Below are 23,686 nucleotides of genomic sequence, written 5' to 3'. Positions count from 1 at the left end.
GGTAACTCCTCCACAACAGATTGCTTCGCTCCGTTGCGAAGCCGAAGCCGAAGCAATCGCAATGCCGTGCTGAACCAGTTGTATTTAAAAATACTACTTTTGAAGAAATTTAATGCGCCTTAATGATTCTCCTTATACATAAAAATGGTAAAAGCGTTGTTCGTGTTCTAAAAAATGAACAGGAACTGAAGGTGAAATCATCTGATTGCGTTGCCGCCTTATGGGAGCTGACAGAGAAATTCTCCGATGAGATTATTGGCTGGTGCGAGGAGGAATTTTATGAGAATGTGGCACTGGAGAATTGGAATAAAATTTTTCATCACAATTTAGTCATGGCTTCCTATGCTGTTAAAACTACTTTTCTCCCTGAAAGTATAGGTTATGTAGACCAGTTACCTTTTATAAATGTGAATAGAGATGTGAAATATCCTACCTGGCAAATGAGCAATGATGTCGGCGGAATAAATGGAGCGGTTTTGTTGAGGTTTAAAGAGCTTTTTGAAAATATTTCAAACCTCAATTCCCTGCTGAATTCCGTGGCAAAAATCGGGCAACAAAATGGTCTGCTTTGTTATAGCGATCCCGGATTAGTACGAATAAATAAAGAGCAGGAATTAAGGTCTACAGCTACTATCAGTCAGCTTTTTTCTTTCGTTTATCAGAATTATAACAGCATCTGGACTACTATCTTACTCTGGTGTTTATTTAAGTACGAGCATAAATTTCCTCTGTGGGCGTATGTGCAGTCTTTCTCTAAAGAAAAATATTTTCAGAAAAAAATTGATTTACCGGAAGTCCACCTGGAATCCGAATCAAGGAATTTCTCCGATTCTATAGATGTTCTCATTCCCACGATGGGACGACCTCAGTATTTACTGCAGGTGCTGGAGGATCTAAGCCGCCAAAGCCTGCTTCCAAAAATGGCAATTATCGTAGAACAGAATCCGGAGGTAGATGCAATTTCAGAATTACCGGAATTACATACCCGAAAATGGCCATTTCAGATCATCCATCATTTCATCCCTCAGACCGGAGCCTGTAATGCACGAAATATAGCTTTGGCTGAAGTGACTTCAGACTGGATATTTTTTGCAGATGATGACATTCGTTTGCAGCCCGATTTATTGGAAAAAGTTATTTCCGAAGCAACAAAATATCGGTTTTCAGCGATCAATATAAATTGCAAACAACCCGGCGAAGAAACGGTTTTCCATAAAATAAAGCAGTGGGGGAGTTTTGGAGCGGGAACCAGTATAGTGAAGAGTTCCTTTGCGAAAAAGTGCAGATTTTCTGAGGTTTACGAGCATGGTTTTGGAGAGGATGCCGACTACGGAATGCAGTTGAGGAAGGAGGGATGTGATATTATTTATCACCCTTACCTGGAAATCCAACACTTAAAAGCGCCGATGGGAGGATTCAGGCAAAAGCCTGTAATGGACTGGGAAAAGGAAGATCTTCTGCCAAAACCTTCTCCCACAGTGATGGCGTTCGCAATTAACTATTATACACTGGAGCAAATAAGAGGATATAAAACCTCTCTCTTTATTAAGTTTTACAGGAAACAAACAATTAAAAACCCTTACGCATATATAAAAAATATGCGGTTGAGGTGGAAAAAAAGCCACACCTGGGCAGTAAAACTTTTAAAGAAGGAAGAGTAGCGGTTAACTCCTATTATTTTTCATTGAAAATTGACAATTCAAAAACTATATATTTACAGCAATGAATTTTTCCCTAATCATTTGCACTTACCAGCGGCCACAGGCTTTGCTTAAGCTTCTTCATTCGGTACAGGAGCAGCGATTATATCCTGATCAAATTCTCATAATTGATGGCTCTACTGATCAGAAAACCGAAAAGATCCTGCAACAAAATCAGTTCAAGAATTTGGAATATTTTCAGGTTAGTAAAGAAGATCGCGGACTCACAAAACAGCGTAACTTCGGAATTAAAAAGGTAGCCACATCTTCTGAAATTGTCTGCTTTCTGGACGATGATATTGTACTTACTCCTTCTTATTTTAAAAACCTGATGAGCACATACACCGCCTTTCCCGATGCTGTGGGAGTGGGAGGTTATATTATTGATGATGTTGAATGGAGGAAACTTGGAAGTGAAGAGGAAGGAAATTCTAACGAATATAGTATAAATGGATACGCGCGAAGAGATAGCTCGCGATTCTTATTAAGGAAAAAATTAGGCCTGATGCCGGAAACTTTTCCCACTGATATGCCTCCGGAAGGGCATGGCAGATCTGTGGGCTTTTTGCCGCCATCAGGAAAAACTTATCAGGTTGAAACTTTTATGGGAGGGGTATCCTCTTATAAAAAGGATGTTTTTGACCATTTTAATTTTTCTGCCTTTTTTCAAGGGTATGGCCTTTATGAAGATACCGATTTCACTCTGAGATTATCAAAGGTTGGTAAACTATATCTCAATACCTCCGCAGGATTATATCATTTTCATGATGAAGATGGAAGACCAAACCAGTTTAAATATGGAAAAATGGTCGTGAGAAATGGTTGGTATGTTTGGCGGGTGAAATACCCCAGGCCAAATACTCATTCAGCCCTAAGGTGGCATATGATTACCGGTTTGCTCATTTTAATAAGGCTCTCGAATACTGTAAGTACCTCCAATAGAAAACAGGCGTTTACAGAAAGTATCGGTAGAATAACGGGGTGGTTGAGTTTAATTTTTAAGAAGCCAAAGGATAAAGCAGTATGAGTATGATCAGAAAAATTTTTGATTTGGTTCCCAAAGGAATGCAGGAGAGGATAAAACTGTTATTTTATAATACAAAAATAAAGGATTTTTCATTTTCAAAAGAGAATGATTTTTATATAACGAAGGCTAATGAAGGTTGGTCTATTCTTAGCCTATCTCCACTCTATTTTATTGTAAAAGACGTAAAGCGGTATGAACAATATTATAATGTAGTTTCGGGAGACATCGTCATAGATGCGGGAGCAAATGAAGGAATCTTAACGTTGATTTACTCTAGAAAAGTAAATGGAGCCGGAAGCGTTTATGCCTTTGAGCCTGATAATAAAAACATAAGTACTTTTCAACAAAATATTTCTCTAAATCAGGATACCGGGAATATCAATCTTCAGAAAAAGGGATTATGGAATAAAAGCGATGTTGTTGAGTTTTATGAAGCCGGCACAGTAGGATCCTCCATGTATTACGAAGGAAAGGATTCTGTTAAGAAGACCATTAATGTGACTTCTATAGATGAGTTTGTGCGACAGGAAAGTTTGCGAAAATTAGATTTTATTAAAATGGATATTGAAGGTGCCGAGATAGAAGCTTTGGCGGGAGCTGTTGAGACTATACGATCCCTTAAACCTAATTTTGCTATTGCCAGTTATCATCTCGTTAATGAAGAATATACTTATATAGCTGTGGAAGCTTTTTTCAAAGAGTTAGAATATCCATATAAAACTATATTTTTCGAAGACGGAGAAATTATTACCTATGCAGGACCTCAGTTACAGGAAGCCTAATGAATAAAAAACTCTTATTATTTTCGGGTGTCGTAATACTGATTGTTATTAGTATTATCAACTATAAATATCCCCTTATTAACCCTGTGGTTGGTAAATGGTCGGTGGGATATTCCTTTACAGATGAGGTGCTAAAAAAGCCAATTATCGACCAGGAGAATATCATTACGTATCCCGAAGTGGATATTCTTCTGAAGAAAAGCGGACATTATATAGCTGACCCCTTTTTTATAAAGGAAAAGGATACTTTTTATCTTTTTGTTGAGCTAAAGGGGAAAAACGATGCCGATATAGCTCTTTTTACTTCAGCTGAAGGAGAAAATTATGAATATAAAGGTGTTGTATTGGATGAAAATTTTCATTTGTCATTTCCGCAGGTATTTAAGCATAAAAATGAATATTATATGCTTCCGGAAACTAATCAGACCGGGAATGTGATTTTATATAAGTCGGTTGATTTTCCTTATAACTGGCAAAAAACCGATACCCTAATAAGAAACCAAAATTTAAAAGATCCAGCCCTTTTATTATCCGAAGATCTGAACCTTATTGTGGCTGTAGACGATCACATGCAGCAGTATATGTTCACGGCAGATTCTCTTACCGGCACCTGGACAGAAGCAGAGAATTATACCGGTAGGCTGGGAAATGAAACCCGCCCGGGAGGAAGATTTTTTGAATTTAATGGCAATCATTATTTGCCAATTCAGGATCGTAGGTATGGCTATGGCTCCGCAGTTTCTATTTTTAGGTTATCCAATGAAGACGATCACCTGGAATTGGTCCGGGAGCAAAAGGAATATCTCGGTCCGCAGGAAAATATTAAGTGGTTTAACCGCGGAATGCATCAACTGGACATTCAAAGAGTGGGTGCAGAATATTACATGGTCTACGACGGTGATTACAACAAGACCAGGGAAAACTACTTCCAGGTAAAGCGCAGCTTAAAATTTGTATATTCCGATCTTTACAATCTGTTTCAGTAATATGAAATTCGGAATTATCAGCTACATTTTGCACAAGGAGCAGGAAGGGAAATTCTATTCCTACGCTCCTTATATAAAAGAGATGGATATCTGGCTGAAATCTGTAGATAAACTACTAATCACAGCTCCAAAAATTTCCGGTGCTCCCGCTGCCATTGAAACTTCTTATACTGAAGTTGAAACTGACTTCTACCAGGTTCCTGCCCTGAATTTTACAAATATTGGCAACAGTATAAAATCACTCGTTAAAATGCCGAAGGTGATCTGGGGAATACTGAAGGTAATGCGTAAAGCAGATCATATTCACCTTCGTTGTCCCGGAAATGTAAGTTTAATTGGATGCTTTCTTCAGATTTTTTTTCCCAAAAAGCCAAAAACAGTAAAATACGCCGGGAATTGGGATCCTGAAGCTGCGCAGCCGTGGACGTATAAACTTCAGAAGAAAATTTTAAGTAACACTTTTTTAAGCCGGAATATCAAAGTTCTCGTATATGGAAATTGGCCAAACCAATCGGCCAATATTGTGCCTTTTTTCACTGCCTCTTTTTCAGAAACTGAAAAGAGGAAAATTGAAGATAATTTTAGTTCTCCCTATGGGTTTATGTTTGTAGGAAGCCTGGTGGAAGGAAAAAATCCCAAATTTGCCATTCAACTGGTAGAAAAACTTCAGGAAAAAGGTGTAGAAGTGAGCCTGGACATCTTTGGAGACGGAATTCTAAGGAAAGAACTGGAAGAATATGTAAAAACGAACAAGTTGGATGCTTTCGTTACCTTCCACGGAAACAAAAAACTAGCTGAGCTGAAAACGGAGTACGAAAATTGCCATTTTTTGATACTGCCTTCAAGGAGTGAAGGCTGGCCAAAAGCCGTGGCAGAGGCCATGTTTTTTGGCTGTATCCCGATAGCGACGCCCGTTAGCTGTCTGCCATGGATGCTGGGAGCCCCCCCCGCCCCCGAAGGGGGAGCTCTCGAAAAAACTACTGTTACAAAAAGAGGGATTTTACTAAGGAATAGACTTTTCAACGATTTGCAGAAAGATCGTCAGTTCGAGTGGTTTCAGGAAGCTGCGGGAGCAGTTCCTGAAAATGTATCGAGAACAGGTTTTTCTGAAGAAAACAAATTAATGTCCAGTGCGGAATTCAATTTGGCAGAAATAATCAGCCTTTTAAATAATCCCGGACAGTTAGAGGAAATGTCTTTGGCAGCACAGGAGTGGAGTCAGCAATATACTTTAGAGAAATTTGAAAAGGCGATCCAGGAAATCCTGGGATTTAGACTCCCAAATTCTACCAAAGGAAGAACTACAAACCATACTCCACAACTCACAACCGACAACTCACAACTGCCAGCCCCCAACTCAAAACTCACAACCGAAAATCCACAACCGACAACCGACATCCCCAAGCCCCTCCGGATCCTTCAACTAATAGATTCCCTAAGACCGGGAGGGGCAGAAAAGATGGCCGTTGCTTACGCCAATGCTCTTAGTAAAAATTATCACCGATCTTATTTATGCTGCACCCGGAAAGAGGGTTTGCTCAAAAAAGATATTGGAGCTGAAGTCGGTTATTTATTTCTGAATAAAAAGAGCAGCCTCGATTTATCTGCAATTTGGAAACTGAAAAGCTTTCTTGAAAAAGAGAGAATTGACATTGTTCATGCGCATGGCACTTCATATTTTCTGGCTGGTCTGCTAGAACTTTCAGGGGTGCAGATTAAGCTTATATGGCACGATCACTACGGCAATAGTGAATTTTTAGAGAAAAGGCCTCTTCAGCCTTTGGCTTTCTTCTCCCGGTATTTCGACGGAATTATTTCAGTAAATTCAGATCTAAAGGAGTGGGCGGTAAACAATCTTCATTGTCCACGGGTTACTTATATCAACAACTTTGTTGCTCCTCCTTCAGAAAAGTTTCAATCGGAATTCAGGCTTAAAGGTGAAGAAAATGAGTTCAAAATAATTTGTGTGGCAAACTTTCGTCCTCAAAAAGATCATGCTACGCTGCTGGAAGCCTTTGAAATTTTCGGTAATCAATTCCCATCAAGTCTGCACCTTATTGGCGGTGATCCCGGAACGACTTATTCAGAAAACCTGCAGAAAAAAATTGCAGAATCACCGGTTCAGGATCATATCTATTTATATAAAGAGCAGGACGATATTTATAAATATTTAATGGCGGCAGACCTTGGAGTATTGTCTTCCCGGTCTGAAGGACTGCCTCTGGCTCTGCTGGAGTATGCAATGGCAGGTCTCCCTGTGGTAGTAACAAAAGTTGGCCAGATTCCTGAGGTTGTTCAGAAGAACGGCTTCGTTGTTGATCCCGAAGACGCCACTGCTTTGGCTAATGCTATTTGTTCTTATCATCATGATAAGGAAAAAATGGCAAGAGATGCCAACGCATTAAACCGTTCTGTTAGTAAAAATTATTCTGTAGATAAAGTGATTCATAAAGTTATAGGATTTTATCGTCAGTTGTGAGTGTAAAATTCAGACAAGTAGTAAATTAGCCCCTGAAAAAGATCTTCATATTCAAAAGCTTAATTACATATCCTATTTAAAAGTGCTGCTTCTCCATGTGCTAATGGGGTTTGCTGTATATGCCTATCGCCCTGCCGCTCAATTTATGCTTTTTGGAATCTTGGGAGGTTTTCTCCTGTACGTAATATTAAAAGAAAACAAGAACAATGAAGCGCTTATGGCAGCGGCTTATATGGCAGGTGCGGAGGTCTTTTTTAGAATGAACGGAGGAATGGTTTTTTACGAAACCGGAAAATATTCTGTTATTCTTTTTCTTTTAATTGGCATGTTCTATAAAGGTACCTCCTCCAGAACCGTACCCTTTTGGATATATCTCTTTATATTGTTTCCCGGAGTTGTAGTAGCTTCATTTACGCTAGACTATGATGTTGTCTTTAGAAAGGCAATTGCTTTTAACCTGAGTGGACCAGTTTGCCTTGGGGTTTCAGCATTATATTGCTACTATAAGAAAATTTCTAAAGTAGAATTCAATTACGTCTTGATGATGTTACTGATGCCACTGGTTGCTAATATGGCATACCTTTATTTTTATACCCCAAGTATTGGTGAGGCGCTTATGAGTGGGACAAACTCCAATTATGCTGCTTCAGGGGGTTATGGGCCTAATCAGATCTCTACTGTAATGGGACTCGGCGCCTTTTTGGTATGTACGCGACTATTTACCATCAAAGACAGAACGATCAATATAATAGATATGGTTCTGCTAACTCTAATGAGTTATCGGGCAATTGTTACCTTTTCCAGAGGTGGAGTTTTTACAGCACTGGTTTGTGCATTGGCTTTTATCTTTATTTATTACATAAAGCAGGATTCAAAATCACAGTCCAAGTTGATAAAAAAGATGGCGCTGCTCTTGTTTGCAGTAGTTACTACCTGGGCTGTTATTACCGTACAAACCCAGGGTCTTATCACTTATAGATATACCAACCGGGATGCCTCGGGTAAACTTGAAGATGATATTACCACCGGAAGGGCAGAACTAATTATTACCGAACTAAAAGGCTTTTATTATAATCCTGTTATAGGGGTTGGGGTGGGCAAAGCAAAAGAATTCAGATCTGAAGAAGCGGGAACAGAAACGGCTTCTCATAATGAAGTTAGCCGATTATTATCTGAACATGGCCTGCTCGGGCTGGTGGCAATCCTAATTCTTATATTTGTCCCCATAATCTTTTGGACAAAATTTAGAAACAATTATTATTTTTTGGCGTTCTTAGCATTTTGGTTTTTAACAATAAACCATTCTGCCATGCGAATTGCCCTTCCGGCTTTCGTGTATGGCTTGGCATTACTATATATTGTAGATGAAAAAAAGGATCCTTTACATAGGAAACGACTTGCGGGTAAATAGCTTTACGGCAACTTATATTTCTTTCTTCAGTAAAATGCTGAAAAAGGAAGGCTATATTGTAAAAACCGCATCCACAAGAAATAATAAAGGCTTGCGTCTTATCGAGATGCTGGGAATGGTTGCAAAATACCGGAAAACTACAGATGTTGTTCTTATTGACACCTACGGCGCTATGAACTTTTATTATGCTTATCTGGTAGCAAAAACGTGTCAATATTATAGTCTGGAATATATTCCAATCCTTCATGGCGGTAACCTACCCGAAAGACTGGAAGACTCTATGTCTTACAGCAAGAGTCTTTTTGGAAAAGCAAAAGTTAATGTTGCGCCTTCCAGATTTTTATACGACATTTTTAAAGCAAAGGGATTTGATAATACTGAAATTGTTCCTAATTCTATTGAGCTTGAAAATTACCCTTTTAAGGAGCGTACGGAATTTAAACCAAAGCTTTTGTGGGTGCGACGATTTCAGAAAAGATATAATCCGTTACTGGCAATAAAAGTCTTAACTGAACTTTTAAGGGAATATCCCGATGCGGAGTTGTGTATGGTTGGCCCCGAAAAGGATGGCAGCATGAAAACCTGTAAATCCTACGTCCGGAAGCATTCCCTTCCCGTGCGCTTTACCGGGAAATTAAAGAAAAAGGAATGGGCAAAACTTTCATCCGATTATGATTTCTTTATAAATACCACCACCATCGATAATACTCCAATAAGTGTTATTGAAGCGATGAGCCTTGGTCTTCCTGTGGTTTCTACCAATGTTGGTGGTATGCCGGCGCTTATTGAAGATGAAAAGGATGGCATACTTGTTTCTGAAAATGATAAAAAGGCAATGGCAGAAGCTATTTCAGAGTTAATTCAAGATACTCAAAAGACAAAGGAAATTTGTAAAGAAGCCCGGAAAAAGGTAGAAAACTTTGGATGGGAAACCGTAAAAGAAGATTGGAACCGTGTGTTGAAGTAGGTCTGTATGAAGCGACTTATCTACATTGGTAATAAGCTGGAGAAACACGGAGCCTCACCTACCGCGATTGACACTCTTTCGGAATTATTAGAAGAAGAAGGTTTCAGTATAATTACAGCATCTTCAAAAAGAAATAAGATTTTCCGTTTACTGGATATGATGAGAACAATTGCAGGAAACTACGGAAGTTCAGATCTAGTACTAATTGATACTTATAGCACCTCAAATTTTTTGTATGCCGTACTTTCGGCCAAGCTCTGCCGTAACTTAGGACTTCCTTACATACCTATCTTACATGGTGGAAACCTGGAACAGAGATTAAGAGAGAACGAGATGGTTAGTCGTGAACTATTCGGAAAAGCTTTTTGCAATGTAGCTCCTTCCCAATATTTTATGAAAGTTTTTGAGAAGCATGGATTCCAGAACCTGAAATATATTCCGAATTCTATTCCGCTGAAACGATACAGGTTCATTTCACGTAAAAAAATTCAGCCAAAAATTCTTTGGGTAAGGTCTTTTGCAGAAGTATATAATCCCATGCTGGCTTTAAAAGTTTTGAAGATTTTACAGAAGGATTTTCCTGATGCGCAATTGTGCATGGTTGGGCCGGATAAAGACGGAAATCTAAAAACCTGTAGGAGCTTTGCCGAAGCTCACAACCTTCAGGTAAAGTTTACCGGTAAACTTCAGAAAGAAGAATGGCATAGTCTGGCATCAGGATATGATGTTTTTTTAAACACATCTAATACAGACAATGCACCGGTAAGTGTAATCGAAGCTATGGCACTGGGTTTGCCGGTAGTTTCTACCAATGTTGGAGGTATTCCTTATTTAGTTCAAAATCAGAAGCAGGGACTTCTTATAACCGAAAATAATGAAGAGGAAGCTGCTAAGGCAATTCAGTTTTTGATCAGTAATCCGGAGGAAGCCGGACGGCTTATTCTTAATGCCCGGCAAAAAGCAGAAGGTTTCGACTGGGAAAGAGTTAAAGAGATTTGGTTGGAATTGCTATGCTAAAAATTATATCTTTATCGCGTTACCGAATTAACCTACCGCATGTCTGATAAGCCCCTATTTCATTTTGAAATTTCCGAGCGAAAGATATTTCTGCGTCTTTTTGACACCTTTTTTGTACTGCTTGCCCTTAGTATTGTAGGTATCATCTTTCAGTTTAGCTATTTCAGAATAGATAGTCAATATTGGGTTTGGACTGTAGTTCTTGTTGTTTTTTTTAATTTTTTTGCTACCGTATTCGAACTGTACGACCTTCAGAAAGCCAGTAGGTTTGATAGTGTTCTTCAGAACGTCATTCTTACCACATCGCTCACTGTACTATTTTATATTTTAACTCCTTTTATTACCCCTAGTTTACCGGAAAATCGTTTGCAGATCTTGTTCTTTTTTCTTTCTATTGCGGGCATTTTATTGGTTTGGAGATATGCCTATATCGCTTTAATTACCACGCCGCGATTTTACAAAAGGGTATTGGTTGTGGGAGATTCTTTTGATATTAAATTAATTGCAGAGACACTTCGTAATTCTGATCCAAATTACTCTGTCATTGGGTTTATTAATACAGAGAAAGAGTACGCAGATTTTGATTATGAGGGTTTGACCCGGTTTAAGGTGGAGGAATTGTCTTCTGCAGTTGAAGAATACCATATTAACGAGGTTATCGTGGCGCATGCACACAAAAGAAATTTAATATTACCTCTTTATAATCAGCTTAATGAGTTGCTTATGAGGGGAGTTCCAATTAAAGATTATTATCATGTTTACGAGGAAACAACCAGGAGGATCCCCGTAGATAAAGTAGATAAAGATTTTTATCGTTATTTTCCCTTTAGCCGGAATAATGCCAATCAGTTTTACAGGCTTTCCTCACGTATTTTTGATATAATTGCTGCAGTTGTCGGAATATTTTTTGGTGTCTCAATTCTTCCTTTCATCCTGGTTGGGAATTTACTTGCTAATCGGGGGGAACTATTTTATTCCCAGGAGAGGATAGGGAAATATGGAAAACCTTTTACTATATTGAAATTCCGGACTATGTTGCACGATGCGGAATTAGCAGGTCCGCAATATGCTCAAAAAGATGATCTCCGCATAACTCCCTTCGGAAAATTTCTCAGGCGTTCGAGAATAGATGAAATTCCGCAGTTTCTCAACGTGCTTAAGGGAGAAATGAGCATGATTGGCCCCCGTCCCGAAAGACCGGTTTTTGTGAAAGAATTATCTGAAGCAATTCCTTTTTATGAGACGCGGCATGTTATAAAACCGGGACTTACCGGCTGGGCACAGGTAATGGCCAATTACGGAACTTCCCATACCGACAGTCTGGAAAAGCTTCAATACGATTTGTATTATATTAAGCACAGGGGCTTATTCCTGGATATTGATATTCTCCTGAAAACGTTTAGTACTATTATATTCTATAGAGGACAATGACCGGAAGTTAATGGGATGAAAATCTCTTTATAAAAAGGTTTATCATATAGGAAGAATTATTGATATCCATTTCAGAAATTCAGTTGGGTTACCACCCGAATAAGATTGTGTTTACTATTTTTGACTTCAGTAACAGGTTAATTCAGCTGGCTCTAAATTTGCGCTGACAATATCATGCTTCTGATGTGGCTTTAGAAGTATCTTATTTAACAACAGAACTTCAGCGGCGATTCATTAATAAAATTCAACCATACAAGTACGGTTATGAAAAATATTTTACTAGCTATTTTAAGCGGATTTTTACTCGCAATAGGCTGGCCAACCTACGGTTTTCCGTTCTTTTTATTTATTGCTTTTGTGCCTTTGTTGTTTGCGGAATTTAAAATCAGAAACTTTTCCAGTTACAGCAAACTGACAGTTTTTGGAGTAGCCTACCTCACATTTTTTATCTGGAACATCATAACCACCTACTGGATTTACTTTTCTACTCCTTTTGGGGGCGCTTTTGCAATTCTTGCTAATTCGCTCCTTATGAGCATCGTTTTTCTCATTTACCACGTAGTAGCTAAGAGAACCAATTTTACCGCAGCCTCCTCATTTCTTATCAGTATTTGGATCGTGTTTGAAAAAATTCATCTCAACTGGGACTTTTCCTGGCCGTGGTTAAATCTTGGGAATGGTTTTTCGGAATATCACAATTTGATACAATGGTATGAATATACCGGTACTTTTGGTGGTACATTGTGGATCTGGCTGGTTAATATTGCTGTTTTTAAAGCAGTTCTACTTTACCGTGAATTTCAGGATAAAGCATTCATCTACCGCGGAATACTTAAAACTGTACTTCTTCTTATCATACCAATTTCAGTCTCATATATTATTCGGTACAACTATGAAATGCCGGAGAGATCTATGGAAGCAGTCGTGCTTCAACCAAATATTAATCCTTATACGGAAAAATATAACACTAACGACGCTCGTATCGCCAGCTTGCTTTCAGATTTAGCTGAGGAGAAAACAACGCAATCTACAGACCTTCTTGTTGCTCCGGAAACTGTTTTTGCAGATGGTACAGTGTTACAGGAATTTGAAAATTCTGAAGCAGCTTACTTCGGCCGACAAATCGTGCAGAAGTACGATAATTTGAATTTTTTGGGGGGTGTCTCTTTTTATCAGCGTTTCAGCGATCCGGGTCAGGTACGACGGCAAAGCAATCAATTAGGTCCAAATGACTGGTATGACGACTATAATTCGGCATTTTTGATAAGTGATGATGAATCCCAGCTCTATCATAAGTCAAAACTGGTTGTTGGGGTCGAAAATTTCCCTTATCAGAGTCTTTTAAAACCCATTTTAGGGGACGTAATGATAGATTTAGGCGGAACAGTGGCTATGAAGACCACTCAACCGGATCGGGAAGTATTTAAACTCGATAATGGTGCTTTTACGGCACCCATTATATGTTATGAATCTGTGTATGGAGAATATGTTACCGGCTATGTCCAGAATGGAGCCGAATTTCTTACAATTATTACCAACGATGCGTGGTGGGAAGACACACAAGGTCACCAGCAACATTTGAGTTATGCAAAATTAAGAGCAATAGAAACCCGGAAGTCGGTAGTAAGAAGTGCTAATACCGGGATTTCAGCTTTTATAAACCCTCTGGGAGATGTCGGACAAACTTTAGAGTATGAAAAACGCGGAAGCATAAAATCGGAGGTGCTTCTGAACAATAAAAAGACATTTTATGTAGAATACGGCGATTATATTGCACGTGTAGCCCAGTTTTTGGCTTTATTTATTTTCCTGTTTGCTATGGTAAAATATAAGCGAAAAAGGCCGGTGTGATTTTTAAGCCAAAAATTTAAGGATTAGATAGTTGAGAAGGAAAGATTTGGTGTACTTATGCCGGTTGAGAATTGGCCATTGTAGGTGAGATTCAGACGAGGTACACTAGCATAACTACAAACAACAGACACTTCTAATATAGTACTTCATTTTTATTCTTACTTTAGTATCTTCATATAAAATATTCTATGGATCTTAAAAGGCACGTTCCCAACATTATCACACTTCTAAATTTACTGAGCGGATGTATTGCTGTTATTTTTGCTGTACAGGGCAGTCTAATAATGGCAGCCGTTTTTGTCGCACTGGGGATTTTCTTTGACTTTTTTGATGGTCTGGCAGCCCGTGTTTTGGATGTAAAGAGTGAGGTTGGACTTCAGTTAGATTCCCTGGCAGATGCTGTGACCAGTGGTGTGGTGCCCGGAATTGTGATGTATCAAATGCTGAATATCGCTCTTCCCAATACAAGTAGTGGAATATCTACTGAATGGGTTGTGGATGATACTTTTATGGAATGGAACTTTAATAATCTGGCGCTAATCGGACTTTTAATTTCGCTTGCATCTGCTTACCGACTTGCAAAATTTAATGTAGACGACAGGCAAACCGATTCTTTTATAGGACTTCCTACACCCGCGAATGCACTGCTTATTTTGAGTTTGCCCCTAATTCTTTCCTTTCAGCCGGGAGAAATTGTCTCTTCTCTAATTTTAAATGAATGGTTCCTAATTGGATTAACATTATTGAGTTGTTATTTATTAAACGCTGAAGTGAAATTGTTTGCATTAAAATTCTCTGACTGGTCATTTAAGAATAATAAAATCAGATATATCTTTATAATGCTTTGCCTGATTCTCGTTATTTTACTACAATTTGCTGCTATTCCGGTAATAATTATCAGTTATGTGCTGTTGTCTCTGATTTTTGGAGATCAGAAGAAGGAGAAGGAAGTGGAATACTGAAAAGGAAAAAGAGAAAAGAGGAGAGGAGAGAGGAAAGATTTGATAGAATGTGAAAAACTTTCTTGATTAGAGTTTGTGAGCTTGTTCCAGACATCCGATATTTTGATAATTGATAATTGATAATTGATAATTGATAATTGATAATTGATAATTGATAATTGATAACCGACAATAGATTTAGTCAAAAATCTTCTTCTTCCGAAGTTCAAAATTTTTACCTAAATACACTTTTCTTACCATTTCATCTTCGGCCAGTTCTTCGGGTTGTCCGTGTTTTAAGATATTCCCTTCAAACATTAGGTATGTACGGTCGGTGATCGCGAGGGTTTCCTGTACGTTGTGATCTGTAATTAAAATTCCGATATTTTTATTCTTCAGTTGTGCTACAATCCTCTGGATATCTTCAACTGCCACGGGATCTACACCGGCGAAAGGTTCATCTAAAAGAATAAATTTAGGATCGGTGGCAAGCGCCCGTGCAATTTCGGTACGCCGGCGTTCCCCCCCACTTAGAAGATCGCCCCGGTTTGTGCGGATATGACCCAAACCAAATTCTTCAATGAGTGATTCCATTTTCAAATGCCTCTCTTTTTTGGAAAGAGAAGTCAGTTCCAGGACACTCATAATGTTATCTTCGATGCTTAATTTTCTAAAAACAGAAGCCTCCTGAGCCAGATATCCTATCCCATGTTGTGCTCGTTTGTACATGGGATATTTAGTAATATCAGCTTTATCTAAAAAAATATTACCGCTGTTTGGCTTAATTAATCCTACGATCATATAAAAAGAAGTTGTCTTTCCCGCCCCGTTAGGGCCCAGCAAACCAACAATTTCCCCCTGGTTTACTTCCACGGAAATTCCTTTAACAACCGCTCTTCCTTTGTAAGATTTAATTAATTTATCGGCGCGTAATTTCATTTCTGATTATTTAATCCTAATTGAAGCACTAATTGTACCAAATGTTATTCTTCTTTAGCTTCTTCCAGTGCTTCCCAGTATTCAAAAGCTCTTCGCAAATGAGGAATTACGATAGTTCCTCCAACCAGGGTTCCTATGCTTAAGGTTTCCATCACTTCTTCGCGGGCCACACCCTGTTTATAGCTGGATTCCAGGTGGTATTTAACACAATCATCACATCTTAAAACCAGAGAGGCAACCAAGCCAAGCAGTTCCTTTGTTTTCTTGTCCAAAGCACCTTCTGTAAAAGCATTGGTGTCCAGATTAAAAATCCTTTTAAGAACTTTGTTGTTCTCATTCAGGATTTTATCATTCATTTGCTCACGGTATGAATTAAATTCTTCTACTTTATTGGCCATAACCATTTTTCTTTAATTTTTTTAATTCTCTTTTATAAATCACCTTCGATATAAAAATACTTACCTCATATAAAATAAGAACCGGAATAGCTACAATTACCTGACTTACAATGTCCGGCGGAGTAATAATTGCCGAAAGTATTAATACAATAACCAGGGCGTATTTTCTATACTTTCTGAGGAAATCTGGAGTTACCACTCCTACTTTTGTAAGGAAATAAATAACGATTGGCAGTTCAAAAATCAGTCCGCTGGCGAGGACCGATGCCCTAACCAAACTGATATAGCTACTAAGATCGAAATCGTTAAAAACAGTTTCGCTTACCTGGTATTTTCCAAGGAAATTTATGGATAAAGGAGTTACTACATAATATCCGAACAATACGCCAATAAAGAATAGCAGGGAGGAGATGAAAATAAATCCTTTTGCATTCTTTCTTTCATAGTCGTGCATTGCCGGGGCTACGAACTTCCAGAATTCATAGATTACATATGGGAATGCGACAATAAAACCTGCTGTTATAGAGGTCCATACATGTGCTGAAAATTGTCCCCCCATTGTTCTACTCTGTATCCTGAAGGGCATGTCGTCGAAACAAAATCCGCCATCGATTCCTACAAATGTAGAAATCCGGCAGAGCATGTCGTACGAGAAAAAGCTACCCTTGCTCGGTCCAAAAAGCAGGACGTCAAAAATAAAGCTCTTTGCTAGAAAGGCTGCTGCCGCTGCTATAAGAACCGCAAGTGTTGCCCGTATAAGGTGCCATCTCAGGTCTTCAAGATGATCCAGAAAGGACATCTCATGTTCCTGTTCAGGTTGAGGTGAAGCTAATTTTTTCATTATAAAATTCCTTCGCGAATTAGGTTATGAAGGTGTACCACTCCTGTATATTTTCCATTTTCAGCGGCAAGTAATTGGGAGATCTTGTTTTCCTGTATAATTTCCAGCGCATCAACCGCTAATGCATTATAGTTAATGAGTTTTGGGTTTGCACTCATTATATCTTTTGCGGTGAGGTCTTTAATTTCTTCATTGTTCCTGATCATTCTCCTAATATCACCATCTGTAATAATACCAACAATTTTTTCATTTTCAATAACTGCGGTTACCCCCAGCATTTTTTCTGAAATTTCCAAAATAACTTCAGTGAGGTTGCTATCTGGGGCGACTTCGGGTTTTTGATTTTGCGAAGTAATGTCGCTGACACGTAAATATAATTTTTTGCCAAGCGAACCACCGGGATGATATTTAGCAAAATCTTTTTTTGAAAACCCCCTTAACTTCAGGAGACAAATCGCGACAGCATCACCTATCACCAATTGAGCAGTCGTACTTGTGGTAGGTGCAAGATTATTCGGACAAGCTTCTTTCTCTACGTAAGAATTAAGGACAAAATCTGCTGCCTGCCCTAGAAAAGAAGATTTGTCACCGGTAATTGCCATGAGGATGTTATTAAAATTCTTAATAAAGGGCACCAGCACTTTTATTTCGGGACTGTTTCCGCTTTTGGAAATACAAAGAACTATATCCTCTTTTTGAATCGTACCAAGATCACCGTGAATGGCATCACCGGCATGCATAAAAACCGCAGGCGTTCCGGTAGAGTTAAGTGTAGCAACGATTTTAGTACCTATAACTGCACTTTTTCCTATTCCGGTAACAATTACCCTTCCGGTGGAATTATAAATCGTTTCTACAGCCTTAACAAATTCATCATCTATTAAGTTTTCTAAATTGGCAATTGCTTTGGCTTCGGTAGAAATAGTCTCTTTTGCAGCTGTAAGAATTTTCTCTTGAAGTTTCAAATTAGATGAGTTATGAATTGTAAGTACTAAAGAAATATGTATATTTAGTATTGCAAATGTATATAAAATTGTAAGACAATTGAATGAGTTTGACGGAAATTGATTTACATCAACAGCTGAAGAAATACTTTGGATTCAGTCAGTTTAAAGGACTTCAGGAACAGGTAATTACCAGTATCGTAAAAGGTAAGGATACATTTGTGGTAATGCCAACGGGCGGAGGGAAATCATTGTGTTACCAGCTTCCGGCCCTTATTGCCGACGGAACAGCAATCGTGGTTTCTCCATTAATTGCGTTAATGAAAAATCAGGTAGATGCAATTCGCGGGATTTCTTCGGAACACGGAGTAGCCCACGTTCTAAATTCTTCCTTAAATAAAACTGAAGTAAGACAGGTTAAGGAAGATATAAGTAATGGAATTACAAAATTGCTTTATGTAGCACCTGAATCCCTTACTAAGGAGGATTATGTAGAATTTCTAAGGGGGCAGACAATTTCCTTTTTAGCAATAGACGAAGCTCATTGTATAAGTGAATGGGGACATGATTTTAGACCGGAATATCGCAATCTCAGGAGCATCATAAAACGAATAGGTGACAATATTCCAATTATCGCCCTTACGGCCACAGCAACTCCAAAGGTGCAGGAAGATATTCTTAAAAACCTTGGAATAACAGACGCCAAAACTTTTAAGGCAAGTTTTAACCGGCCTAATCTTTATTATGAAGTAAGGCCGAAAACAAAAAATGTTGATGCCGATATTATTCGTTTTGTAAAGCAAAACGAAGGAAAATCAGGTATTATTTATTGTCTTAGCCGGAAGAAAGTTGAAGAACTGGCCCAGACACTTCAGGTGAATGGAATTAGTGCTGTGCCATATCATGCTGGTCTTGAAGCAAAAACCAGGTCCAGGCATCAGGATATGTTCCTTATGGAGGATATAGATGTCGTGGTTGCGACTATAGCATTTGGGATGGGAATCGACAAGCCCGATGTGCGTTTTGTGATCCACCATGATATTCCAAAAAGTATAGAAAGTTATTACCAGGAAACCGGTCGCGCAGGTCGTGATGGAGGAGAGGGACACTGTCTCGCATTTTACTCCTATAAAGACATTGAAAAGCTTGAGAAGTTTATGAGCGGCAAGCCAGTTGCAGAACAGGAGATTGGCCACGCCCTTTTGCAGGAAATCGTTGCTTATGCTGAAACTTCTATTTCCAGAAGAAAATTCATTCTTCATTATTTCGGGGAAGAATTTGATCAGGAAACCGGGGAAGGTGGCACTATGGACGATAATGTGCGTTACCCCAAAAAGCAGGTAGAGGCGGAAGAGGAAGTGATATTACTGCTTAAAACAGTAAAAGAAACAAAAGAGCTTTACAAAGCGAAAGATCTTGTAAAAACTTTGCAGGGGAAAGCCAATGCCATGATTACCTCCCATCGTACAGATGAACATCCTCTTTTTGGAAAAGGAAGTTATAAGGACAGTAAATTCTGGATGGCGCTAATACGTCAGGCGCTGGTGCAAGGTTATTTGAAAAAGGATATCGAAACCTACGGAGTAATTAAAATCACTCCCGCAGGGGAAGGATACCTTCAGCAGCCATCATCTTTTATGATGACGGAGGATCATATTTTCGACAGTACCACCCAGGCGGTACCTTCAGCATCAAAAAAAGCAGGCGGCGCAGTAGATCAGCAACTTGTAAATATGCTGAAGGATCTCAGGAAGAAAATCGGGAAGAAAATGGGGCTACCTCCATTTGTGATTTTTCAGGATCCATCGCTAGAGGATATGGCTTTAAAATATCCTGTTAGCGTTGAAGAATTGGGAAATATTTACGGGGTAGGAGAAGGAAAAGCTAAGAAATACGGGAAGGAGTTTGTTCAGCTTATCGAGCGGTATGTGGAAGAAAACGATGTTATACGCCCAGACGATCTTGTAGTGAAATCTACCGGAGCAAATTCTGCACTCAAACTTTACATTATCCAAAGTATAGACCGAAAATTGCCCTTAGACGATATTGCTTCAGCTAAAGGAATGGCAATGGACGAGTTTATTAAGGAAATGGAAGCTATTGTCTATAGCGGAACCAAGCTTAATATTGATTATTATCTTCAGGATATTTTAGATGAAGACCAGCAGGAAGAAATCCATGAATATTTTCTCGAAGCCGAAACTGATAAAATTGACGATGCTTTAGAGGAATTCGACGGCGATTATGATGACGAGGAACTGCGTCTTTACCGGATTAAATTTATAAGTGAAGTTGCTAATTAATTGGTGAAGAGTGAAGAGTGAAGAGTTTGTTAAAGTGCGCTAAACAGGCCAATTTCTTTTTTTTTTGATTTTCGTATCTTCTGAAAAGTTTGGTCTCAAAAATGGCAAATATCGATCTTCAGTCTGGAAAGTTTTTGAAAAAGGTGACCTCTGAAATGCCAATTATCGAGCTGCAGAATGTGAAGAAATCAGCAATATACATTATACACTATACAAATTACACCGTACCCAAATTTCCAAATTATCAATTATCAATTATCAAAAATAGCTTGAGAAAAGCTAACTTCAAGAATGGCAACTATCGTCTTTATAATTTAAATGCTTCAGAAAAGTATGACCTTAAAAATGGCAATTATCGACCTCCGTTAGCCTGAAGGTCCCTTATACATTCTGAATCAATTTCGGGGACGCCATTTTCGTCTATTAATTCCAAAATACCACTTCCAAACTCTATAGAAGAACGCATTAAACAGCCAGCACTGCTGCAATGGCCATCATTTTCAGGGTCTGCATGATCAGATTGAAGTTCTGTCCCTATATTTACGAGTCCGAATAAATGACCAAATTCGTGATTTAAAACAGCAGCTTCAACTGTACTTTTTGAAGGGGAGCCAATTCCTGAGGAGAAGTCGGTTATGGTTTTTTGGTAAATAACCATTGATGTATTTCTAAAAGCCGATCCCAGGGTAAATTTATTGTTTTCATCATTTTCATGGCTGCCATCTGCAAAATAAATAAAAACAGCAATTTCGTCACCGGCATTATAAACCGTGCGGGTTTCTTTCTCAATTTCAACAATTTCTTCAATAGAAAAAGGAGCTTTTCCCGAAGAAGGAACAGCGCGTAGGGAGATATTTATACCGTCCGGCTTAAAAGTTCGTCCTTCCAGGAAAGCTTTAAAAGTGGCAATTGCAGTTTCTGTAGGTTGATTTCCTTCTACGTAAACCATTTCCACATTCATGGATTTAAATTCCTCGTCGCTTAAAAGTTCCCTGGCAGACTCTCCAAGGCCGCGCAGGTTTACGCTTTTGTCTATTCTATCGCTAAGATCGTTGTCTTCCTCTGTACTGCAGGAAACGCTTAAACACAACAGGGAAAGGAGAAGAAAAAACTTGTTGATCTTCGACCTTGTGCAGGTTAATTTTTTCTTTCTAGAATACATTTTCTAAAGTAGATGTTATAACTTAAGGGCGGTCTAAAATATAAAATTACTTACTCTTTGGTTGTAATCTTGCCAGATAATCATAATGAGGCCCATTTTTTAACAATTCACAGTCAAAATTATTATAATCAGCAATATGCTTCAGGGAATCAAAATCTATGTACAGCCAGTCAAAGGATTCAGATTTTTCACCTTTGTAACTTAACTGAAACTGAAGTTCTCCAATGTATTTGTTTCCGAAGTCTTCATCATCTTCATCCTGCAAATAACTGAGATCTGAAGAGTCTATTAGTAGTTGTCCGCCAGGATTCAGAATGGATTCAAGATGTTTAAAAAAGGAATTCAGGTTTTTAAGGTTTCCGATGATTCCTGTGCCATTCATTAACATCAGCACCGTATCGAACTTTTGATCTTCAATGTTGAAAAAGTTGAGGTTCCGCGCATCTTTCACTCCTCTTAATCGGCAAATTTCGATAGCACCTTCAGAAGTATCTATAGCGGTGACTTCCAACTTCTTTTTATTCTGAAGATAAAGCGAATGACTGCCTGCACCGCAACCTACGTCAAGAACTTTTCCAAAGCAGGCTTTTAATGCTTCCTGTTCAATTTCGGGCATCTCGCTGAAGTTTCGAAACAGGTAAGGCACGGGAATCACATCATCATCAAAATCTGGTGAATGTACAGTGATATCTGTCTCATCCTTTTGGTGAAAAAATGCGGAAATTGCTTTTCCGAATATATCGTTGTGCTTGTTATTCATATCTTTGCGCTATGCAGGAAATTTTAGAGAACCTTTCGGAAAAGGCCAAAGATAAGCATAAGGAAAATAAAAAGTTTTTCTCCAGGCTTAAAAAGAAACCGCCGAAGGATTTGGACAGGCAGATGCAGGATTTACATGAGGAAGAGTTTGCGCAAACAAATTGTCTTGATTGTGCTAATTGCTGCAAAACCACGGGTCCGCTTTTTACCAATAAAGATATTGAACGAATAAGTAAGCATTTAAAGCTGAAGCCGCAGCAGTTTATCGAGCAATATTTGCGGGTAGATGAGGATAAAGATTATGTGCTGCAGGAAGTGCCGTGTGCTTTTCTCGCCGCGGATAATTACTGTCTTATTTATGACGTGCGCCCAAAAGCCTGCCGCGAATATCCACATACCGACAGAAAGGATTTTCACAAAATCTCCAATTTAACAATTAAAAATACTGCTATTTGTCCTGCTGCCTACAATATAGTTGAGAAAATGAAGGCGAGGATAAAATCTTAATAGACTAAATACAGCTCTCTCTTTTGCTGAAACTTTTCTAAACCCTCTGCCCAGCCTTCCCTTATTTCTTCGGCTGATAGTCCGCTTTCTATTTGCTGCTGAAGTTTTTCTGTACCCGCAAGTTTTGTAAAGAAGGAATTAAAGAATTTAGTTTTATCTGAAGTATTTTCGTAAGCTCCAATTAGCCATTCCAGGTTAATTTTCTCCGGAATTTCAATTTCGCTCAGGTCTTCTCCAAAACATGTTTTTCCAAGATGTTTGGGGCTTTTAGCACCGGGCATTGATTCTGGTGTGTAGCTGAAACTGTAAACTTCCTTATCCAGAAAAGGCGATCCATAAACCTGAAATTGTTTTTCTGTTCCCCGGCCAGCATTCACATTGGTACCTTCAAAAAAGCACAGACTAGGGTAAAGCTGGATGGATTGTTCATTTGGCAAGTTAGGCGAAGGTTTTACAGGAAGGGCATAGCTTTTTGAATGATCGTAATTTTCCATTTCAATTACCTGTAAATCGGCTTTTACTCCGTTTTTAAGCCATCCTTCTCCGTTGATCATTTGTGCATATTCTCCCATTGTGAGTCCGTGAACTACCGGTATTGGGTGCATTCCCACAAAACTTTGATGTTTAGGTTCGAGGATTGGCCCGTCAATATAATTTCCGTTGGGATTTGGACGGTCAAAAACGAGTAGCGGAATGTCATTTTCGGCGGCAGCTTCCATTACATAATGCAGGGAAGAGATATAGGTGTAGAATCTTGCTCCAACATCCTGAAGGTCAAAAATTAGAATATCAAGCCCTTCCAGTTGCGCTGCCGAAGGTTTTTTGTTGTTTCCGTAGAGCGAAATTACCGGAAGTCCGGTTTTGGGATCTTTTCCGTCCTTAACAGCTTCGCCGGCATCTGCATCTCCGCGAAAACCATGTTCCGGAGCAAAAACTTTTTGTACGTCGACATTTAGAGTCAGCAGCGAATCTACTAAATGAGTATATGTTTGATCTTTTTTCTTAATTAGTGAACTCTGATTTCCAATTATGCCGACTTTTTTCCCTTCAAGTATAGGTAAATAAGTAGCACTCCTGTTTGCTGCCAACACAATTTCTTCTGAAGAAATGCTATTTTCTTCTGAATTTAGAGGCACCTTATTTTTGGCAATTTTCGGCTTATTGTTTGTGTTTCCGCAGGAAAGAAAAGCAATAAGAACGAATAAAAATGTACTTTTGAATAACCTATTAATCATGTAACT

21 protein-coding genes are annotated in these 23,686 nt (G+C 38.7%); 14 read left to right on the top strand and 7 right to left on the bottom strand.

Annotation, left to right across the window (positions count from 1 at the left end):
• Positions 1-122: 122 nt before the first annotated feature.
• The 11 genes from RM549_RS02260 to RM549_RS02210 all read left to right on the top strand — a co-directional run bounded on the left by RM549_RS02260 (position 123) and on the right by RM549_RS02210 (position 14,613).
• Positions 123-1,661, top strand: a complete 1,539-nt coding sequence (locus RM549_RS02260) for a glycosyltransferase family 2 protein (protein ID WP_311680239.1) — start codon at positions 123-125, stop codon at positions 1,659-1,661.
• A 61-nt stretch (positions 1,662-1,722) separates the two neighbouring features.
• Complete coding sequence (locus RM549_RS02255; protein WP_311680237.1) at positions 1,723-2,727, top strand: glycosyltransferase family 2 protein; 1,005 nt, start codon at positions 1,723-1,725, stop codon at positions 2,725-2,727.
• 2 nt (positions 2,728-2,729) lie between these two features.
• Positions 2,730-3,509, top strand: a complete 780-nt coding sequence (locus RM549_RS02250; RefSeq protein WP_311680235.1) for an FkbM family methyltransferase — start codon at positions 2,730-2,732, stop codon at positions 3,507-3,509.
• Positions 3,509-4,495, top strand: a complete 987-nt coding sequence (locus RM549_RS02245) for a glucosamine inositolphosphorylceramide transferase family protein (RefSeq protein WP_311680233.1) — start codon at positions 3,509-3,511, stop codon at positions 4,493-4,495. Before RM549_RS02250 ends, RM549_RS02245 begins: the two co-directional genes overlap by 1 nt.
• Position 4,496: 1 nt before the next feature.
• The gene (locus RM549_RS02240) at positions 4,497-6,974 is read left to right on the top strand and encodes a glycosyltransferase (RefSeq protein WP_311680232.1); all 2,478 of its coding nucleotides are present in this window, start codon (positions 4,497-4,499) and stop codon (positions 6,972-6,974) included.
• Between the two features lie 82 nt (positions 6,975-7,056).
• Positions 7,057-8,385 carry an O-antigen ligase family protein gene (locus RM549_RS02235; protein ID WP_311680230.1) on the top strand — a complete coding sequence of 443 codons (1,329 nt, stop codon included), beginning with the start codon at positions 7,057-7,059 and terminating at the stop codon, positions 8,383-8,385.
• Entirely contained in the window at positions 8,339-9,352 is a 1,014-nt protein-coding gene (locus RM549_RS02230) for a glycosyltransferase family 4 protein (protein WP_311680228.1), read from the top strand. Before RM549_RS02235 ends, RM549_RS02230 begins: the two co-directional genes overlap by 47 nt.
• A gap of 6 nt (positions 9,353-9,358) precedes the next feature.
• A complete protein-coding gene (locus tag RM549_RS02225; RefSeq protein ID WP_311680226.1) occupies positions 9,359-10,369 on the top strand; it encodes a glycosyltransferase family 4 protein in 1,011 nt (336 codons plus the stop codon).
• 39 nt (positions 10,370-10,408) lie between these two features.
• Entirely contained in the window at positions 10,409-11,800 is a 1,392-nt protein-coding gene (locus RM549_RS02220; protein WP_311680224.1) for a sugar transferase, read from the top strand.
• Between the two features lie 264 nt (positions 11,801-12,064).
• The gene (lnt, locus tag RM549_RS02215) at positions 12,065-13,651 is read left to right on the top strand and encodes an apolipoprotein N-acyltransferase (RefSeq protein ID WP_311680222.1); all 1,587 of its coding nucleotides are present in this window, start codon (positions 12,065-12,067) and stop codon (positions 13,649-13,651) included.
• A gap of 188 nt (positions 13,652-13,839) precedes the next feature.
• Positions 13,840-14,613 (top strand): CDP-alcohol phosphatidyltransferase family protein, encoded by a 774-nt coding sequence (locus RM549_RS02210; protein ID WP_311680220.1) that lies wholly within the window; start codon positions 13,840-13,842, stop codon positions 14,611-14,613.
• 177 nt (positions 14,614-14,790) lie between these two features.
• On the opposite strand, the gene lptB is transcribed toward RM549_RS02210, so the two are convergent.
• The 4 genes from lptB to RM549_RS02190 are packed head-to-tail and all read right to left on the bottom strand — an operon-like array spanning position 14,791 to position 17,735.
• Positions 14,791-15,531 (bottom strand): LPS export ABC transporter ATP-binding protein, encoded by a 741-nt coding sequence (gene lptB, locus RM549_RS02205; protein ID WP_311680218.1) that lies wholly within the window; start codon positions 15,529-15,531, stop codon positions 14,791-14,793.
• 44 nt (positions 15,532-15,575) lie between these two features.
• A complete protein-coding gene (locus tag RM549_RS02200; RefSeq protein WP_311680216.1) occupies positions 15,576-15,929 on the bottom strand; it encodes a carboxymuconolactone decarboxylase family protein in 354 nt (117 codons plus the stop codon).
• Complete coding sequence (tatC, locus tag RM549_RS02195) at positions 15,919-16,770, bottom strand: twin-arginine translocase subunit TatC (RefSeq protein ID WP_311680214.1); 852 nt, start codon at positions 16,768-16,770, stop codon at positions 15,919-15,921. Before tatC ends, RM549_RS02200 begins: the two co-directional genes overlap by 11 nt.
• Complete coding sequence (locus tag RM549_RS02190; protein WP_311680212.1) at positions 16,770-17,735, bottom strand: KpsF/GutQ family sugar-phosphate isomerase; 966 nt, start codon at positions 17,733-17,735, stop codon at positions 16,770-16,772. Before RM549_RS02190 ends, tatC begins: the two co-directional genes overlap by 1 nt.
• 83 nt (positions 17,736-17,818) lie before the next feature.
• Here RM549_RS02190 and recQ point away from each other — a divergent pair, with 83 nt between their 5' ends.
• Together recQ and RM549_RS02180 are read left to right on the top strand one after the other, a co-directional pair.
• Complete coding sequence (gene recQ, locus RM549_RS02185; RefSeq protein ID WP_311680210.1) at positions 17,819-20,017, top strand: DNA helicase RecQ; 2,199 nt, start codon at positions 17,819-17,821, stop codon at positions 20,015-20,017.
• A 101-nt stretch (positions 20,018-20,118) separates the two neighbouring features.
• Positions 20,119-20,391 (top strand): hypothetical protein, encoded by a 273-nt coding sequence (locus RM549_RS02180; RefSeq protein WP_311680208.1) that lies wholly within the window; start codon positions 20,119-20,121, stop codon positions 20,389-20,391.
• On the opposite strand, the gene RM549_RS02175 is transcribed toward RM549_RS02180, so the two are convergent.
• A complete protein-coding gene (locus RM549_RS02175; protein ID WP_311680206.1) occupies positions 20,370-21,179 on the bottom strand; it encodes a hypothetical protein in 810 nt (269 codons plus the stop codon). The genes RM549_RS02180 and RM549_RS02175 overlap by 22 nt on opposite strands.
• A 46-nt stretch (positions 21,180-21,225) precedes the next feature.
• Positions 21,226-21,939, bottom strand: a complete 714-nt coding sequence (locus RM549_RS02170; protein ID WP_311680204.1) for a class I SAM-dependent methyltransferase — start codon at positions 21,937-21,939, stop codon at positions 21,226-21,228.
• An 11-nt stretch (positions 21,940-21,950) separates the two neighbouring features.
• On the opposite strand from RM549_RS02170, the gene RM549_RS02165 reads away from it, so the two are divergent.
• The gene (locus RM549_RS02165; protein WP_311680202.1) at positions 21,951-22,445 is read left to right on the top strand and encodes a YkgJ family cysteine cluster protein; all 495 of its coding nucleotides are present in this window, start codon (positions 21,951-21,953) and stop codon (positions 22,443-22,445) included.
• On the opposite strand, the gene RM549_RS02160 is transcribed toward RM549_RS02165, so the two are convergent.
• Entirely contained in the window at positions 22,442-23,680 is a 1,239-nt protein-coding gene (locus RM549_RS02160; protein WP_311680201.1) for an exo-beta-N-acetylmuramidase NamZ family protein, read from the bottom strand. The genes RM549_RS02165 and RM549_RS02160 overlap by 4 nt on opposite strands.
• Between the last annotated feature and the right edge of the window lie 6 nt (positions 23,681-23,686).

This window comes from Autumnicola patrickiae (assembly GCF_031846525.1).
Taxonomy (GTDB): domain Bacteria; phylum Bacteroidota; class Bacteroidia; order Flavobacteriales; family Flavobacteriaceae; genus Autumnicola; species Autumnicola patrickiae.
The sequence above is the reverse complement of the archived record's forward strand: the minus strand, read 5'-3'. Positions and strand labels throughout refer to the sequence as shown.